The organism is Rufibacter ruber (assembly GCF_001647275.1).
GTDB lineage: Bacteria > Bacteroidota > Bacteroidia > Cytophagales > Hymenobacteraceae > Nibribacter > Nibribacter ruber_C.
In genome coordinates this window covers 26,308-43,131 of sequence record NZ_LRMM01000026.1, presented here as the reverse complement: position 1 = coordinate 43,131, position 16,824 = coordinate 26,308, and the positions used below count along the sequence as shown (strand labels likewise).

General features: G+C 51.2%; 17 protein-coding genes. 3 read left to right on the top strand and 14 right to left on the bottom strand.

The window, feature by feature from the left end; all coding sequences use genetic code 11:
* Positions 1-158 precede the first annotated feature (158 nt).
* The 14 genes from A8O25_RS11830 to A8O25_RS11765 all read right to left on the bottom strand — a co-directional run bounded on the left by A8O25_RS11830 (position 159) and on the right by A8O25_RS11765 (position 14,085).
* Entirely contained in the window at positions 159-1,535 is a 1,377-nt protein-coding gene (locus A8O25_RS11830) for an NADH-quinone oxidoreductase subunit N (protein ID WP_066835068.1), read from the bottom strand.
* Between the two features lie 33 nt (positions 1,536-1,568).
* The gene (locus tag A8O25_RS11825; RefSeq protein ID WP_066835066.1) at positions 1,569-3,020 is read right to left on the bottom strand and encodes a complex I subunit 4 family protein; all 1,452 of its coding nucleotides are present in this window, start codon (positions 3,018-3,020) and stop codon (positions 1,569-1,571) included.
* 10 nt (positions 3,021-3,030) lie between these two features.
* On the bottom strand, positions 3,031-4,983 hold the full coding sequence (nuoL, locus tag A8O25_RS11820) for an NADH-quinone oxidoreductase subunit L (protein WP_082893593.1): 1,953 nt from the start codon (positions 4,981-4,983) through the stop codon (positions 3,031-3,033).
* A 59-nt stretch (positions 4,984-5,042) separates the two neighbouring features.
* The gene (gene nuoK / locus A8O25_RS11815) at positions 5,043-5,372 is read right to left on the bottom strand and encodes an NADH-quinone oxidoreductase subunit NuoK (RefSeq protein WP_066835064.1); all 330 of its coding nucleotides are present in this window, start codon (positions 5,370-5,372) and stop codon (positions 5,043-5,045) included.
* 352 nt (positions 5,373-5,724) lie between these two features.
* Entirely contained in the window at positions 5,725-6,240 is a 516-nt protein-coding gene (locus A8O25_RS11810; RefSeq protein ID WP_066835062.1) for an NADH-quinone oxidoreductase subunit J family protein, read from the bottom strand.
* 15 nt (positions 6,241-6,255) lie between these two features.
* Entirely contained in the window at positions 6,256-6,780 is a 525-nt protein-coding gene (locus A8O25_RS11805) for a NuoI/complex I 23 kDa subunit family protein (RefSeq protein ID WP_066835059.1), read from the bottom strand.
* A 54-nt stretch (positions 6,781-6,834) separates the two neighbouring features.
* The gene (gene nuoH / locus A8O25_RS11800; protein WP_066835057.1) at positions 6,835-7,893 is read right to left on the bottom strand and encodes an NADH-quinone oxidoreductase subunit NuoH; all 1,059 of its coding nucleotides are present in this window, start codon (positions 7,891-7,893) and stop codon (positions 6,835-6,837) included.
* A complete protein-coding gene (locus A8O25_RS11795; RefSeq protein ID WP_066835055.1) occupies positions 7,893-8,897 on the bottom strand; it encodes an NADH-quinone oxidoreductase subunit G in 1,005 nt (334 codons plus the stop codon). The genes nuoH and A8O25_RS11795 overlap by 1 nt, the downstream gene beginning before the upstream one ends.
* Positions 8,898-9,316: 419 nt before the next feature.
* Positions 9,317-10,660, bottom strand: coding sequence for an NADH-quinone oxidoreductase subunit NuoF (gene nuoF / locus A8O25_RS11790; RefSeq protein WP_066835053.1), 1,344 nt, complete (start codon positions 10,658-10,660; stop codon positions 9,317-9,319).
* Entirely contained in the window at positions 10,642-11,181 is a 540-nt protein-coding gene (locus tag A8O25_RS11785; protein ID WP_066835051.1) for an NADH-quinone oxidoreductase subunit NuoE family protein, read from the bottom strand. Before A8O25_RS11785 ends, nuoF begins: the two co-directional genes overlap by 19 nt.
* A gap of 70 nt (positions 11,182-11,251) precedes the next feature.
* Positions 11,252-12,466, bottom strand: coding sequence for an NADH dehydrogenase (quinone) subunit D (nuoD, locus tag A8O25_RS11780; protein ID WP_066835098.1), 1,215 nt, complete (start codon positions 12,464-12,466; stop codon positions 11,252-11,254).
* A 68-nt stretch (positions 12,467-12,534) separates the two neighbouring features.
* Positions 12,535-13,041, bottom strand: a complete 507-nt coding sequence (locus A8O25_RS11775; RefSeq protein ID WP_066835049.1) for an NADH-quinone oxidoreductase subunit C — start codon at positions 13,039-13,041, stop codon at positions 12,535-12,537.
* Positions 13,042-13,044: 3 nt separating this feature from the next.
* Positions 13,045-13,599: an NADH-quinone oxidoreductase subunit B gene (locus A8O25_RS11770; RefSeq protein WP_066835047.1), complete on the bottom strand. Its 555-nt coding sequence runs from the start codon at positions 13,597-13,599 to the stop codon at positions 13,045-13,047.
* A 102-nt stretch (positions 13,600-13,701) separates the two neighbouring features.
* Positions 13,702-14,085 carry an NADH-quinone oxidoreductase subunit A gene (locus tag A8O25_RS11765; RefSeq protein ID WP_066835096.1) on the bottom strand — a complete coding sequence of 128 codons (384 nt, stop codon included), beginning with the start codon at positions 14,083-14,085 and terminating at the stop codon, positions 13,702-13,704.
* A 462-nt stretch (positions 14,086-14,547) separates the two neighbouring features.
* Between A8O25_RS11765 and A8O25_RS11760 the strand changes: the two genes are divergently transcribed.
* The 3 genes from A8O25_RS11760 (at position 14,548) to A8O25_RS11750 (ending at position 16,437) form a co-directional block, all read left to right on the top strand.
* Positions 14,548-15,096: a hypothetical protein gene (locus tag A8O25_RS11760; protein ID WP_066835045.1), complete on the top strand. Its 549-nt coding sequence runs from the start codon at positions 14,548-14,550 to the stop codon at positions 15,094-15,096.
* A gap of 205 nt (positions 15,097-15,301) precedes the next feature.
* Positions 15,302-15,748 (top strand): nucleoside deaminase, encoded by a 447-nt coding sequence (locus A8O25_RS11755; protein WP_241499005.1) that lies wholly within the window; start codon positions 15,302-15,304, stop codon positions 15,746-15,748.
* Between the two features lie 77 nt (positions 15,749-15,825).
* The gene (locus A8O25_RS11750; protein WP_066835043.1) at positions 15,826-16,437 is read left to right on the top strand and encodes a superoxide dismutase; all 612 of its coding nucleotides are present in this window, start codon (positions 15,826-15,828) and stop codon (positions 16,435-16,437) included.
* Positions 16,438-16,824 lie beyond the last annotated feature (387 nt).

Genomic DNA, 16,824 nt, shown 5'->3' with positions numbered 1-16,824 from the left:
TACACTTAGCTTGCGCTATTATTTGAAACAATCGGGCAGTTGCAATCAGCAATCAAATTCCCGTTTTTGGCCTGGTTTCTGAAAAACAGTCCAAAAACGCATAAAAGAGAAGAGGCGCCCAAGGGCGCCTCTTCTCTTTTATCTAAAAATGGTAAGCCTTACAGCAAATCACTGAACAAGCCAGGCACCACACCCATCAGCACGGTCAAGACCACCAGAGAAATCAACGTAAAGGCAGCAAACGGGTCAACGGCTACACGCGCACCCACCGGTTCCCGCATGTACATGGCAATAATCACCCGGAAGTAGTAGTAAATCCCTACCGCAGACATCAACACCGCCACCACAATCAGCCAAAGCATGTCTTTTTCTAAAGCGGCAGAGAACAGGAACAGCTTTCCGAAGAAACCACCCGTTAAAGGAATTCCCGCCAGTGACAGCATGGAAACAGTCATGACAAACGCCAGCAACGGGTTGGTCTTACCCAGGCCGTTGAACGAAGAATAGTCATCTGAACCCCGCTCATCGGCTACGTATTTCAGCACGCCAAACGCCGCGATAGTTGCTACGCCGTAGGCCAGTGAGTAGAACAGGATGGCGTTTTCAGAACGGTCGTTGAACGCGGTCAAGGCAATCATCAGATAGCCCGCGTGTGAGATACTGGAGTAAGCCAGCATCCGCTTCATGCTGGTTTGTGCCACAGCCCCAATGTTACCTACCAGCAACGTCAGCACGGTAATGGCCACCACCGTGGGGAACCACTCCTGGTACACCGCCGGGAACGCCACGTTCATCAGTTTGTAGAAGGCCGCAATACCAGCGGTTTTCACCACGGTAGACATGTAGCCGGTGAAGAGGGTTGGCGTACCTTCGTACACGTCAGGAGTCCAGAAATGGAATGGGGCAGCCCCAATCTTAAAGGTAATGCCAATCAGCACCAGCAGAATGCCCATCAGGAGCAACGGGGCCATGTTGGGGTCAATGTTGTTGGCAACGTTGGCAATGTCTACTAAATAGAAGTGACCGGTGGCCCCGTAAATCAAGGCCATGCCAAACAGAATCACGCCGGTGAAGAACGACCCCATCAGGAAGTACTTCATGGCCGCCTCATTAGACAAGATGTTGCGTTTGTCTGCCCCCGCCAATACATACATAGGAATGGACATGATTTCAATGCCCAGGAACAGCATGAGCAGGTTCTCATAGCCCACCATCATCACACCGCCTACTAATGAGAAAATAAGCAGTGAATAATACTCAGCCAAGTTGGCTTCTTCGCCTACCACGTAGCGGCGGGAGAACGGCAGAATAAAAATAGTTGACAACACCATCACCGCCGTGAACCCAACGGTGTAGTTGTCTACAGCCAGCATGTTGTTGAAGAAGGTCTTGTTCTGGCCCCAGTCATACACGGTTGCGCCCAGCACCACCAGCAAGAACAGCAGCACCAGCGGGAGCAACGCTTTTTTAGACTTCATGAACCCCAGAAAGAGATTCAGAATCCCGAAAACAGAAAGTAGTATAATAGATGTCATGTGCAGGTGATTTCTCCTGTATGTCTTAAATTCTTAGCGCTTGATTACTTCCAGCAAGTTCAGAATGGCTGGTTCAGAAATGCTCAGGAACGTGTTAGGGTGCAAACCAATCCAGAACACCATCACCACCAACGGCACCAAGACGGCTTTCTCCGTGAAAGTAAGATCTGTAAAAGCCTGGGTGATTTCATTCTTCTCGCCAAACATCACGCGCTGGAACATGCGTAGCATGTACACGGCTCCTAAAATAATGGTGATACCGGCTACCGCGCCCATCCAGGCTTCGTACCGGAACACGCCCATCAAGAGCAGGAACTCGCCCACAAACCCGTTGGTCAATGGCAACGCCACCGCGCCCAGCATCAAGACCATAAAGCACACGGTCATGAACGGTGCGTTCTGCGTGATTCCGCCCATGGCGGCAATCTCCCGGGTACCAAGGCGACGCTGGATAATGTCAATGATGAAGAACAATCCCACCACGTTTACGCCGTGGCTCAGCATTTGAATCATCACGCCTTGCAAGCCTTGCTCATTCAGGGTGAACAAACCAGCGGCAATTAGTCCTACGTGTGAAATAGACGAGAACGCCACCACCCGCTTCATGTCATGCTGACGGATGGCAATGATAGCGCCGTAGATAATACCAATGATGGCCAACACCAACGCTACATCAGCCCACTGGCTCACGCCCAACGGCACCACGGGCAGCAACCAACGCAGCGCTCCGTAGATACCCATCTTCAGCATGATACCAGACAACAGCATAGTACCGGCAGCAGGGGCCTCAGTATAGGTGTCAGGTTGCCACGTGTGGAATGGGAACACCGGCATTTTAATGGCGAAGGCAATGAACAGGAACCAGAACAGCCAGCTTTGCGTGCCAGAATCTAATACCAGTTGGTAGAAGGCTACTTCCTCTGAACTATGCGTGCCCGGCGTCTGGAAATACAGATACACAAACGCAGCCAGCATGAACAGCGAGCCAAATACGGTGTAGATGAAGAACTTGAACGTGACCCTGATTCTATCGGCACCGCCCCACAATGCGGCGATGAAGTAGATAGGAATCAACGCCACTTCCCAGAAGAAATAGAACAGGAACGCGTCTAAGGCGGTGAATACGCCAACCAAACCGGTCTGCATGAACAGAATCAGGGCGAAGAACGAAGACGGTTTCTCGTAGTCATTTTTGAAAGAGGCCAGGATAATCAACGGAACCAGGAACACGGTCAACAGCACCATCAACAAACTGATGCCGTCCATGCCTACTTTAAAGGCGATGCCCGCTGAGGCCACCCATGGTTCATTCAATAAAAACTGCGGACTAGAGAGCGTAGGATTAAAGTTAATCCAAGCCCATACGCCTACCACCAGTTCCAACAACGCCGCGCCAAACGCGACTTTCTTGGCGCTCTGGCCTTTTACCAACAGTACCAGCAACGCCGCCAGCGCAGGCCATAAGATTAAGAATGCGGTTAACATGTTTGGCCTATCAGATAATAAAGTTCAGCAATAAGATTAATGCGATGCCCAGCACCATAATCAGGATATAAGACCCAATGGCCCCGCTCTGCACCAGACGAAGTGAACGTCCGCCGCCCAGTACGCCTTTTCCCAATCCGTTTACAATTGGGTCAATGATGCCGCGTTCCACAAAACGGTACAAGCCCACAGATAAACCCATGATGGGTTTCACGAACAGGGCATTGTAGAGTTCATCTACATAGTATTTGTTGTACACCAGCTTGTGCAGGCCAGTGGCAGTGCCTTCCTCGGCGGGAACGGCTCTTTTCTTTCCGTAAATCACGTACGCCAGAATGATAGCAACAATTGCCACGGCCACAGACACCGCCATCAAGGTGTATTCCAGTTCATGCGACAGGTGATGCGTCTCAAACGCACTCGGCACCGCTCTTCTAGCCAATTCATATACCGGAGATAAGAAGTTGGCCAGCATGTGGTTTTCACTGAATACTGGCGGCAAACCCATGAATCCACCCACGGTGGAAAGAATTGCCAGAATAATCAACGGAATGGTCATTACCGCTGGAGACTCGTGCAGGTGGTGGCGCTGCGCCTCGGTGCCTCTGAAACTTCCGAAGAAGGCCAGGTACAGTAGACGGAACATGTAGAACGCGGTCATGAAAGAGGTCAACAGACCGAATGCCCACATCACTTTGCTGTGCTGGAACACGTGCGCCAGTAATTCGTCTTTAGAGAAGAAACCCGCAAACGGCGGAATACCAGAGATAGCCAGCGTTCCAATCAAGAAAGTAAGGAAAGTAATTGGCAAAGCTTTTCTCAATCCGCCCATGCGGCGTAAATCCTGCTCACCAGACATGGCGTGAATCACGCTACCCGCACCCAAGAACAGCAACGCTTTAAAGAACGCGTGCGTCAATACGTGGAACAGTGACGATGAATACGCCATCACGCCTAGGGCGAGGAACATATAGCCCAACTGACTCACCGTAGAGTACGCCAATACTTTTTTGATGTCGTTCTGGAAAAGACCGATGGTAGCAGCAAACAGCGCCGTGGCTAAACCAATGATGGCTACAATTTCCAGCGTATCTGGTGCCAGCGTATACAACACGTTAGAACGAATCACCATGTAAATACCGGCGGTCACCATGGTAGCTGCGTGAATGAGGGCAGAAACCGGGGTTGGGCCCGCCATCGCGTCTGGTAACCAAGTGTAAAGTGGCAACTGCGCTGATTTACCCATAGCACCAACAAACAACAGAAGGGTAATAGCTACCACTATGCCATCGTTCACTTCATTCAGTTGAGAAGCCTGGTTGAACACCTCGCCGTAGCTCACGCTTCCGTAGGTGATGAAAATTAAGAAGATACCCAGCAAGAAGCCCAAATCACCAATCCGGTTGATGATGAATGCTTTTTTAGCGGCGTTGTTATAGGGAGTGACTTTGTTCCAGAAGCCAATCAGGAGGTACGAGCAGAGCCCTACGCCTTCCCAGCCCACGAACATCATCACGTAGTTTGAGCCCATCACCAGCAGGAGCATCGAGAACACGAACAGGTTCAGGAAAGCAAAGAACTTCCCGAAGTTCTCGTCATCATGCATGTAGCCCGCAGAGTAAATGTGAATCACCGAACCCACGCCCGTTACCAGCAGCAACATAATCAAAGACAGCTGGTCAATCTGGAACGAGAACGGAATTCTCAGCCCCGCCACGTTAATCCAGTTGAAGATGTCGGTGGTGTAGGGGCGGTTGCCGTAGCCTTCAAACCCGAAGAACAGGAACAAAGACAGCGCAAACGACCCGATGACGGTGGCACAACCCACCAGACCCGCCAGCCCTTTCGGCAATTTCCGGTTACCCAGGCCGTTAATCAGAAACCCGATGAACGGCAGGAGCGGAATCAGCAAACAGACCCAAGTCATCTCAGCGTTGTTTGCTGGCAAAATAAATTCTTGCATTTGTTAAAGCGTAAATGGAACGGTACTCTTTATAGATATAGCTCTGCGGTTAAACCGCCTTACCATTTCAGTTTGTTCAGGAAATTGATGTCTGTGGTGCGCAGGTTGCGGTAAATCATCACAATAATAGCCAACCCAACGGCCACCTCAGCGGCAGCCACCGCCATGATGAAAAACACGAATATCTGCCCGTTGGGGTCAGAACGGTACGCTGAAAAAGCCGTAAGCAACAGATTGACGGAGTTGAGCATGAGCTCCACACACATAAAGATAATGATGGCGTTGCGGCGGGTCAGAACCCCAATGACTCCAATAATGAACAAGGCGGTGCTGAAATACAGATACAAGTTCAGCGGAATGGTTCTAATGACCTCAGGAATTTCGTTCATGTCTACTATTCGTTCTTAGAAACGGGGTTGGCCCTGCCTTGCAACAGGGGCCAAAGTTATTTCCATTTTTTGGTAAATCCACAATAAAATATGACCTCACCCCCAGCCCCTCTCCCACGGAGAGGGGAGTACTCTTTTGCGTTTTGAGGCTGTTTTCTGAAAAACAGCCTCAAAAGCCTCAGCGGAAAAGTCCCTCTCCGCGGGAGAGGGATTTAGGGTGAGGTTGCTTGCGTTTCTGGCCTCTTTTTCAAAAAACAGCCCGAAAACGGCAGTTACTATTTTATACCACCCAAAGCGGCATGAAAAAAGGACAACAAATAAAGCTGTCCTTTTTAGGGGTTCTACAGAACCCTTAGAATCTATTTCGCTCGCCCGGCTCGCGTTTACCTAACATTACCGCACCGGCCATAGCCGCCAGCAACAAGATAGACGCCAACTCAAACGGCAACAGGTAATCTCTGAACAAGACAATACCCAGGTTCTCCACCAGACCAATCTGTGAGTCAAACACCGCCGGGTGGTACACGTTGGTGTCCACGTCCTTCAAGGCGGCAATGATGATGACAAACAGCATACCACCGGCAATAGCCGCCGCAATTTTGCTGAGCATGGGTTTGTGCTGTTCGGTGTCTTCGCGCATGTTCAGGAACATAATCACGAAGAGGAACAACACCATGATGGCCCCCATGTACACTATGAAATTCACAGCCGCCACAAACTGGGCGTTTAACAGAATGTAGTGCCCAGTCAGTGCGAAGAAGGTCAGAATCATGAAAAGAACGCTGTACACAGGGTTCTTAGAAACCACCACGCCTACAGCGGCAATCAGGGTCAGGAAGGTCAGGAAGTAAAAAATATTACCCGTCATAGTTTTTCTAGGTGATTAGCGAGTAGGGGCTGGTGCCGTTAATTCAATAGGAAGCGGCTCTACTAAACGGTCTTTGCCGTAGATGAACTCATCGCGCTCATAGCGGGCCGGCGCCACTTTGTCGTTCTGCAGGAAGATGGCTGCTTTAGGGCACGCCTCCTCACACAAACCGCAGAAAATGCAGCGCAACATGTTAATCTCGTAGCTTACCGCGTATTTCTCCTCACGGTACAAGTGCTCTTCGCCCCGCTTACGCTCACCAGACACCATGGTAATGGCTTCGGCCGGACAGGCCACCGCACACAAACCACAGGCCGTGCAACGCTCTCTCCCCTTCTCATCACGCTTCAGCACGTGCAAACCACGCCACACCGCACTCATGGGGCGGGTTTCCTCCGGGTATTTAATGGTCGCCTTCTTCTTGAAAAAGTGACGCATGGTAATGGTCAAGCCTTGGAAAATGGCTGGGAGATACATTCTCTCAGACAGGTTCATGGGCTTTTTCTCCAGTTTCTTTGCTCTATTACTTAATGATTGCATCTCATTCAGTCGTTAAAAGGTTGTCAGGCTTCTATAAATGAAGCCTTCCGTCTGCTATTTGAAGAATTCGTCTTTCAGCAGAATTGCACCGGCTGTCAACACCACGTTCAGGATAGACAACGGAATCAAGATTTTCCAGCCCAGGTTCATCAATTGGTCATAGCGGAAGCGCGGTAAGGTCCAGCGTACCCACATGAAGAAGAAAATGAACAACAGGATTTTCACGAACAGCACCACGGTACCCAAAATGGTCACCACATTGTGCGGCAAGCCGAGGTCATACATGAACGGGAAATTGTAGCCGCCAAAGTAAAGCGTTGCCATCACAGCCGAGGCCACGAAGATATTCACGTACTCCGCGAACAGGTACAAGCCCATGCCCATAGAGCTGTACTCGGTGTGGTAACCGCCCACTAGCTCAGTCTCGCACTCTGGTAAGTCAAACGGTACTCGGTTGGTCTCTGCGAAGGCACACACCAGGAAAATCAGGAAGCCCAGCGGCTGGTAGAAGATGTTCCAGTTCATACCAGAAATCCCGAATAAATCCTGCCCCTGCTGCTCGGCCATCACGCGTAATGAAAGTGAACCAGACAACACCAACAGAGCGATGATAGACATACCCATGGCCAGCTCGTAGCTGATGTTCTGAGACGCCGCGCGGATAGCCCCCAATAAAGAGAATTTATTGTTAGACGCCCAGCCTCCAATCATGATGCCGTACACGCCCAGCGCCACTACGCCGAAGATGTAGAGAATGCCAATGTTCACCTCAATGGCCTGCACCGGAATATACTCGCCGTTAATGTACAGCGTGTTCCCGAAAGGAATCACCGCGCTGGACATACAGGCGGTCAACATCGCCAATGACGGACCCGCAATAAACAGGAACTTGTTCGCATTGGCCGGCACGAATTCTTCTTTGAAGAACAGTTTCACGGCATCAGCCAGCGGCTGCAGCAAGCCCATGGGACCAGCCCGGTTAGGGCCCACACGGTCCTGAATGAACGCGGCTACTTTGCGCTCAGCATACGTGGAGTAGGTGGCAATCAGCAACGTGACCCCAAAAACGGCCACAATGATAAGCGCTTTGATTAATAATACGGATAGCTCCATTATACGTGTCTTCCTAGGTTGAAAGGAGTGGATTCTAAGTCTTCTTCAGTGGAGCCTGGTAAGTTAGGCACCACCGGCACGTTCAATACCGGCAACTCATAATGATTGGCAGAAATCACCGAGGCCCGGTCAATCTTGCGTGGTCCTTCAATGGTCCAGTCGTTCGGGTCTTTGTGGTCAAAGCGGCACTCGTTGCAGATGAACTCCTGCACCTCATTGTACTGGTCTTTGCGGGCCGTTACCCGTAGCACATCATTGCCACGCATCCAGAGCACGGTTTTACCAGAGCATTTAGGGCAGTCACGGTGCGCATCTACCGGTTTGGTGAACCACACACGGTTCTTAAAGCGGAACGTCTTGTCGGTCAAGGCACCTACCGGACACACGTCAATCACGTTTCCGGAGAAATCGTTGTCAATGACGTTCTCAATGTAGGTTCCAATCTCAGCGGCATCACCGCGGCCTAACACGCCATGCACCCGCTTATCGGTAATCTGGTTGGCAGTGTACACGCAGCGGTAGCACAGGATACAGCGCGTCATGTGCAGCTGCACCAACGGCCCGATGTCTACTTTTTCAAACGTGCGGCGCTCTTCCTCGTAGCGGGTACCCGAAGTACCGTGCTCATAGGCAAAGTTCTGCAAATCACACTCTCCCGCCTGGTCGCAGATGGGGCAATCCAGCGGGTGGTTAATTAACAGCATTTCCACCACGCCTTTGCGGGTCGCCAGCACATCTGGGTTAGTCGTGTTTTCCACCACCATACCGTCCTGCACCGGCGTCACGCAACTTGCCACCAACTTCGGCATGGGGCGCGGGTCTTTTGCCGAACCGGCCGCCACCTTTACCAGGCACGCGCGGCACTTGCCGCCGCTGCCTTTCAAAGGCGTATAGTAACACATGGCAGGGGGCACCACCTCACCGCCAATTTTGCGGGCTGCGTTGAGGATAGTAGTTCCTTCCTCTACCTCCACCTCTATGCCATCAAACGTAATTTTTACCATTTCAAATTATTGTTGATTGCTGCTGGCTATTTGTGTAAACCATAAGCAAATGGCTATTAAATTGTATTTCTGTTTTCGGCCTGTTTTAAGAAAAACAGGTCAAAAACGGCATTCTTTGTTTGTTCTTATTCAAAGCTGCTTCACGCATTTCGTCCCCCTTTGAAGGGGACATATCAGGCATACTCAACTCTTTCCATTCCTTTCACCCTTCCTTTTGTCATTCTGGAAGAATCTTGTGGGCGAACGGTAGTAGCTTTTGCTCTTCTGCTTTTCTAGCTTTCTCACAAGTTCCTTTCAGGATGACAAAAGAGAAAAGTTTATAAAAGGAACAGATGCTTTCAAAAGAATTTATTAGAAGCGGCTCTTCTATTCTTGCGTTTTCGGGCTGTTTTCTGAAAAACAGCCTGAAAACAGGATGCTTATGCTAAAACAGACTCTGCTTTGTTAAACACCGCGCCTGGAGCAGTAGCTGCCTGTGGGTGTTTCACGTGCCACTCAAACTCGTCTCTGAAGTGACGGATGGCAGCGGCAACTGGCCAGGCAGCAGCATCACCCAATGGACAGATGGTATTTCCTTCAATTTGTTTGGCAACGCTCACCAGCAGGTCAATGTCATGCATGTGGCCGTGGCCGTGCTCAATGCGGTGTAATACTTTCTCCATCCAGCCGGTTCCCTCACGGCACGGGCTGCACTGTCCGCAAGACTCATGGTGATAGAAACGAGCGAGGGTCCAGGTATGACGTACAATACACGTTTGGTCGTCCATCACGAAGAAACCACCGGAACCCAACATGGTACCCGTCGCGAAACCTCCGTCAGACAAAGACTCATAAGTCATTAAGCGGTCTTCGCCGTTGGCTGTTTTCAGAATCAGGTCTTTGGGAAGAATTGGAACCGAAGAACCTCCGGCAATCACTGCTTTCATGTCACGGCCTTTCCAGATACCGCCGCAATATTCGTCTGAGTAGATGAATTCCTCTACCGGAACACCCAGCTCAATCTCGTACACGCCTGGCTTGTTGATGTTACCACCGGCAGAAATCAGTTTGGTACCAGCACTGCGGCCAACGCCAATCTTAGCGTATTCAGCAGCGGTGTTGTTCACAATCCAAGGAACAGTGGCAATAGACTCCACGTTGTTCACCACGGTTGGGCAACCGTAAAGGCCCCAAACCGCTGGGAAAGGTGGTTTGTTACGTGGGTTACCGCGTTTTCCTTCCAGAGATTCCAACAACGCCGTTTCCTCACCGCAGATGTACGCGCCACCGCCTGGGTGCACGTGCAAATCCAAAGAGTAACCGCTTCCTAAGATGTTTTCACCTAAGAACCCGTTGGCATAGGCCTCAGCAATGGCTTTCTCCAAAATGCGAAGCACATACAACAACTCGCCTCTGATATAGATATAAGACGTGCGAGCACCCAGCGCGAAAGAAGATGTAATCATTCCTTCAATCAACAGGTGCGGCAGTTTCTCCATCAGGTACCGGTCTTTGAAAGTACCCGGCTCTGACTCATCGGCGTTGCAAACTAAATAGCGCGGCTTTCCTTCTGGTTTGGCCAAGAAGCTCCACTTCATTCCGGTAGGGAAACCAGCACCACCCCGGCCACGCAGGCCAGATGCTTTCACCTCTTCCACCACTTCCTCGGGGGTCATGGTTTTCAAAGCTTTCTCTACCGAGGCGTAGCCGCCATGCTTGCGGTATACGTCAAAGGTGTGGATGCCTTCAACGTTAATATGTTCAGTTAATAATTTTCTTCCCATGGTTTCCTTACGGTTAAGGCTTTCAGGTCTTCCAGCATCTGGTCAGCGCTGGCGGGGTCTAGGTTCTCGTAGAATTTCTCACGTACCTGCAGCATAGGGCCGGTTCCGCAAGAGGCCAGGCATTCCACAGTTTTCAAGGTGAAGTTGCCGTCGGCAGAGGTTTCACCTACTTTGCAGCCCAAACGGTTCTCCAGATGCTCAATCAGTTGGTCAGAGCCACGCAGCATGCAAGGGCCTGTGCGGCAAACCTCCAACACGTGCTTGCCTACCGGCTTCAGGTTGAACATGGTATAGAAGGTGGCTACCTCATACACCTCAATAGGCTGAATATCCAGAATCTCGGCCACTTTGTCCATCACCTCCGGGCTTACCCAGCCGCCAAATTCCGCTTGCGCGATGTGCAGGATAGGCAGAATCGCTGATTTCTGACGACCCTCAGGATAGTGGGAAATGTAGCGCCGAATCTCGGCCATGGCACCTTCTGAGAACTCTACTTTTTTATTTTCTACTGTTTGCTCCATTTGGTCAATGGCAGGTATGTAAAAGCTGCCCTGCGGCAGGCTTGGGAAAAATCGTTTCTAATCTACCAGCTTAAGCGTCAAGCTCTCCGGCAATCACGTTCATGCTGGACAGAATCACAATGGCATCTGACAGTTGCGTGCCCACCACCATCTCTGGATAAGCCTGATAATAGATGAAGCAAGGTCTTCTGAAGTGCAAACGGTACGGCGTGCGGCCTCCGTCAGACACCAGGTAGAACCCTAACTCTCCGTTTCCGCCTTCCACTGAGTGGTACACTTCGCCGGCCGGTGCGTCAATTTCACCCATCACAATCTTGAAGTGGTAAATTAACGCTTCCATGTTGCGGTAAACGTCCTGCTTTGGCGGCAGGTAGTACTCTGGGGCATCTGCGTGGAAAGGTCCTTCGGGCAGGTTGTCCATGGCCTGCTGAATAATGCGCAGGCTCTGCCAGATTTCCTCGTTGCGCACCATGAAGCGGTCATAGGTGTCACCCTTGGTTCCTACCGGAATTTCAAACTCGAAATCCTGGTAAGAAGAATAAGGGTTCATCACGCGCACGTCATAGTCAACGCCCGCAGCCCGCAGGTTAGGGCCGGTAAAACCGTAGTTCAACGCACGCTCAGCAGTGATAGGACCCACGCCTTCCACGCGGTCCACAAAGATGCGGTTGCGGTTGAACATGGTCTCGAACTCCTGCATCACCTTCGGGAAGTCACGCAAAAAGTCTCTAATTTTCTGAATGGCCACCGGAGACAAATCGCGCTCCATGCCGCCTACTCTACCCATGTTGGTCGTTAAGCGGGCACCGCAGATTTCCTCGTAGATTTCGTAGATTTTCTCCCGCTCCTGGAACACGTACAAGAACCCAGAGAAGGCTCCCGTGTCCACCCCAAGAATTGAGTTACAGATTAAGTGGTCGGCAATACGCGCCAGCTCCATTACGATTACACGGATGTATTCGGCGCGTTTTGGCACCGTCACCCCCAGCAGCTTCTCTACCGTCATCCACCAGCCCATGTTGTTGATGGGCGAGGAGCAGTAGTTCATGCGGTCAGTAAGCGGGGTAATCTGGTAGAAGTTGCGGCGCTCGGCAATCTTCTCAAACGCGCGGTGTATGTACCCGATGGTGGGCACACCGGACACAATCTTCTCCCCATCCATTTGCAGGATGTTCTGGAAGATGCCGTGCGTGGCGGGGTGCGTAGGCCCTAAGTTCAGGGTGGTTAAATCCTGAATAAAGGTATCGGTAGTGTTTAGTTCAGTATTCTGTTTGGCTAACTCCATGGTGGCTGTTAGTATAAGCAGAAACCCCGGCGGCTTGTTTTGCAAAAGCCGTAGGGGTCTCTCTTGTTTTATCTTCCGAAGAAGGTATTAATCTTGTCTTCGCGGGTCTGGTCTTCCAGCGGGAACTCCTTGCGCATTGGGAACACCTCCATCTCCTCCACATTGAGAATGCGAATGAGGTTGGGGTGCCCTTCAAACCTGATTCCGTAGAAATCCCACGCCTCGCGCTCCATCCAGTTGGCCGTAGCGTACAGGTTGGTGGCCGTTGGCACCACCGCATCATCTTCTGGGAAAAAGATTTTAATGCGCAGCCTGATGTTGTTCTGCAAGCTGTGCACATGGTACACCACGCCTAGCTCCTGCCCCTTGTTATCTGGGAAGTGCATGCCGCACATGGTGGTCAGGAACTGCATCTGCAGCACCTCATCGTCATACAGCGCCTGCAGCATGGGAATAATGTTTTCCCGGGTGGTGGTCACGGTGACAAGCCCGTACGGCTCCTGAATATCAAACACCTGGTCTCCGAACTTCTCCTGAAGCCGGGCAATCAGCTGTTCGTTGGTTATTTCGGCCATGCCTTATTTAATATTGTAAGAGGCTAAAAGTTCTTGGTACTCTGGTGAGTTGCGGCGGCGCAGTGACTCGTTCTCAGCCAAATCCTGAATGCGCATGAGGCCATCCAGAATCTGCTCAGGGCGCGGCGGGCAACCCGGCACGTACACGTCAACGGGCACAATGCGGTCAATGCCTTGCAGCACGCTGTAGGAGTCAAAAATGCCGCCAGAAGTAGCGCAGGCGCCTACGGCAATTACCCAACGCGGCTCGGCCATCTGCTCATACACCTGTTTCACCACCGGACCCATTTTCTTGGCAATGGTGCCCATCACCATCAGCAAATCGGCCTGACGGGGCGAGAAGCTAGGACGTTCAGACCCGAAACGGGAGATATCATAGTGCGCGCCCATGGTGGCCATGTACTCAATACCGCAGCAGGAAGTGGCAAACGGCAACGGCCACAGCGAGTGCTTGCGGGCCAGGCCTACTACTTTCTCAAAGGAAGTGGCAAAGAAACCGGCTCCCTCCACCCCCTCAGGGGTACCCACCATGGTTATATCAGTTTTGTTATCGCTCATGTTGTTTTCGCTTAGTTTTCAGAAAAACAGGCCAGAAACGCCTTCTTCCTGAACAAAAGCCCGCATATAAAAGTTTGCCGCGCACCGCGGAAAAGTATTATTCTATTCCCACTTGAGCACGCCCTTGCGGATTACATAGTAGAACCCGATCAAAAGCAGCGCCATAAACAGCAGCATCCAGATAAAGCCGTCCAGACCCATAGCCCTGAAATTCACCGCCCACGGATAGAGGAAGATGATTTCCACGTCAAAAAGTACAAACAGAATGGCAATCAGGAAATACTTGATGGAAATAGGGGTACGGGCATCGCCTTTCGACTCAATCCCGCATTCCCAGGAGGCGTTTTTCACCTTGCTCTGGCGCTTGGGACCAATGAGATGGGTCACCACCATGGCGAAAACCACGAAGCCCAGGGCCGCCGCAAACTGAATCACGATGGGCAGCCAGTCGCCGGGTACATATTGTGCAGTGGGTGTAGGTTCCATATATAAAATCAAATTCGCGCAAAATTAGACAGGAATACTAAAGTTTCAAAGCAAAAACCAGAATGACTCTTATGTAGAATCCTTCTCAATAACAAACAAACGAGCGTTCTGAACATTTTCTAAAATACCTAATAACTAACCCTTGTTAATTGAAAATTTAAAAAAAAGTTAGCTCCTTCTGTAATAAATCTGTAAACTTGACTACTTATCAATAGAAATCCTTACTCATGGATACATCAAGGCATGGCTGCCCCTCCTTCCAGTCTTCATGTATCTCTGTTTTATTTATAAGTTTTCTTCAGAACCTAGATAAAAGCCCGGTTATTTTAGCTGGGCTTTTTCTGTGCCTCCCCCTCTGTTTGTGCTGGTGTGTATTTCTGGATTACCTTTGCAGCGCGCCCGCAGAACAATACGGCGCGGTATTTGCTTTTGGCGGTAATGCTGAAACCTTCATGATCAATTATGAACAGAACGTATTTAATAGCCCTTTTAGTACCTTTTCTCTTCGCCTTTGCGCCGCCTAAACTCAAGAAAGTGACGGTCGCCAAAAATGTGGCGCTTTCCATACCGCAGAACTTTGAGGTGATGCCAGATGACGGCATTGCCCGCGAATACCCGGCGGCCCGCAAACCGCTGGGCGTCTACACCAGCCCAGACGGCCAGATTGACATCAGCGTGAACCAGCGCGAAAGCACGTTCCCGGCCAACGACCTGGACATGCTGCTGCCGTTCTACAAGGCGTCTATCCAGCGCATGTTCACTGAGGTGCAGTTCCTCAAAGAGGAGAAGCAGAAGATCAACGGCCGCGACTTCCTGGTCTACGAGTTTGTCTCTACCGTACGTGATGAGCGCAGCACCCGCAGCCTGGCCCCGGTAAGAAAATACACCCTCATTCAGTACACCTTCCTGAAAGGCCAGATGGTCATCTTCAGCTTCAACGCCCCGGCGCAGCTGCAGAACCAATGGCAGGAAACCGCCAGAGCGGTAATGGCCACAGCCAGTGTCAAGTAAAGCCTCACCCCCAGCCCCTCTCCCACGGAGAGGGGAGACAATATGATTGTGTTTTTGATCCGTTTTCTGGAAAAGAGGTTAAAAACAGTTTAGTGAGAAAGCCCCCCTCTCCGTGGGAGAGGGGCTGGGGGTGAGGTCATTTGAAACATAGCACAGCGGGTGGCAGTAGAAAAAGCCACCCGTTTCCATTTAACCCAACCCGCCCGTGCTCAGCATACACTCAGACGAACATTTCATGCGTGAAGCCTATAAGCAAGCGCAATATGCCCTGGAGGAGGGTGAGATTCCCATTGGGGCCGTGGTGGTCTGCCAGAACAAGATCATTGCCCGCGCCTATAACCAGACGGAGAAACTGAATGACGTGACCGCGCACGCAGAAATGCTCGCCTTCACCGCCGCCGCCAACCACCTAGGCAACAAATACCTGCATGACTGCACCCTGTACGTCACCGTAGAACCCTGCGTGATGTGCGCCGGCGCCAGCTACTGGTCCCAGCTGAAACGGGTGGTCTACGCCACTGGTGATGAGAAGCGCGGCTACCGCCGAACGGGCGTAAACCTGCTCCACCCCAAGACCGAACTGGTAACCGGGATCCTGGCCAGCGAGTGCGCGCAATTGATGACTGACTTTTTCAGGGCGAAAAGAATTTAATCTTAACTTTGGCGCGTTCCCACTAGTATACTTGTAGGAACATCAATTGTATTTCTAACCATAAACCAGATAAAACTATGGCATTTGAACTTCCGCAACTTCCGTATGCGTATGATGCGCTTGAGCCGCACTTTGACCGTCAGACCATGGAAATCCACCATACCAAGCACCACCAGGCCTACACCACCAACCTGAACAATGCCATTGCCGGCACTGAGAAAGAAGGCCAGTCTATTGAGGAGATCCTGCGTGATGCGGCCAAGACCCCGGCCATCAGAAACAACGGTGGCGGGTACTACAACCACAACCTGTTCTGGACCATCCTGAGCCCGAACGGCGGCGGCGCCCCCACCGGAGCCGTGGCTGAGGCCATTGACAAAGCGTTTGGGTCTTATGACGCGTTCAAAGAAGAGTTCACCAAAGCCGCCACCACCCGTTTCGGTTCTGGCTGGGCCTGGCTGTGCGCCGTAGAAGGCGGCGGAGTGCAGATCTGCTCTACCGCCAACCAGGACAACCCTTTGATGGAAGGCGTTGACACCTGCGGCGGCGTTCCAATTTTAGGCCTTGACGTGTGGGAGCACGCCTACTACCTGAAATACCAGAACCGCCGCCCAGACTATATCGCCTCGTTCTACAACCTCATTAACTGGGACGAAGTAAACCGTCGCTACGCGGAAGCAAACCGTTAATTCTTTAGCCTTGCATAGGCTCCCTAAAAGGGCTTCGCTGTAAAAGGCGGGGCCCTTTTTTTTATGGCTGACATTTGAAGTGCGTTTTTGACCTGTTTTGGCGAAAAGAGGTCAAAAACGGAAAATTAGTTGCTGGTTGAGATATTTTCCCACTATTCCTTCGCTGGCGCGAGCTTGCAACTAGTGCCTACAGATGATGGGTAGTTTGCAACTACCCTCGCTGCCCCGCAGCGAAACTTCTTTTGCTAAGGCCAAATGGTTTAATAAATTTCTATCTCTCTGCTGTAATCTGCTGATTCCGCTGTTCGGGATTTGCAATCCCGAACCATATATCTGGGGATTTGTAATCCCCTCTCATGAAGTGAAACGGGGATTACAAATCCCCTA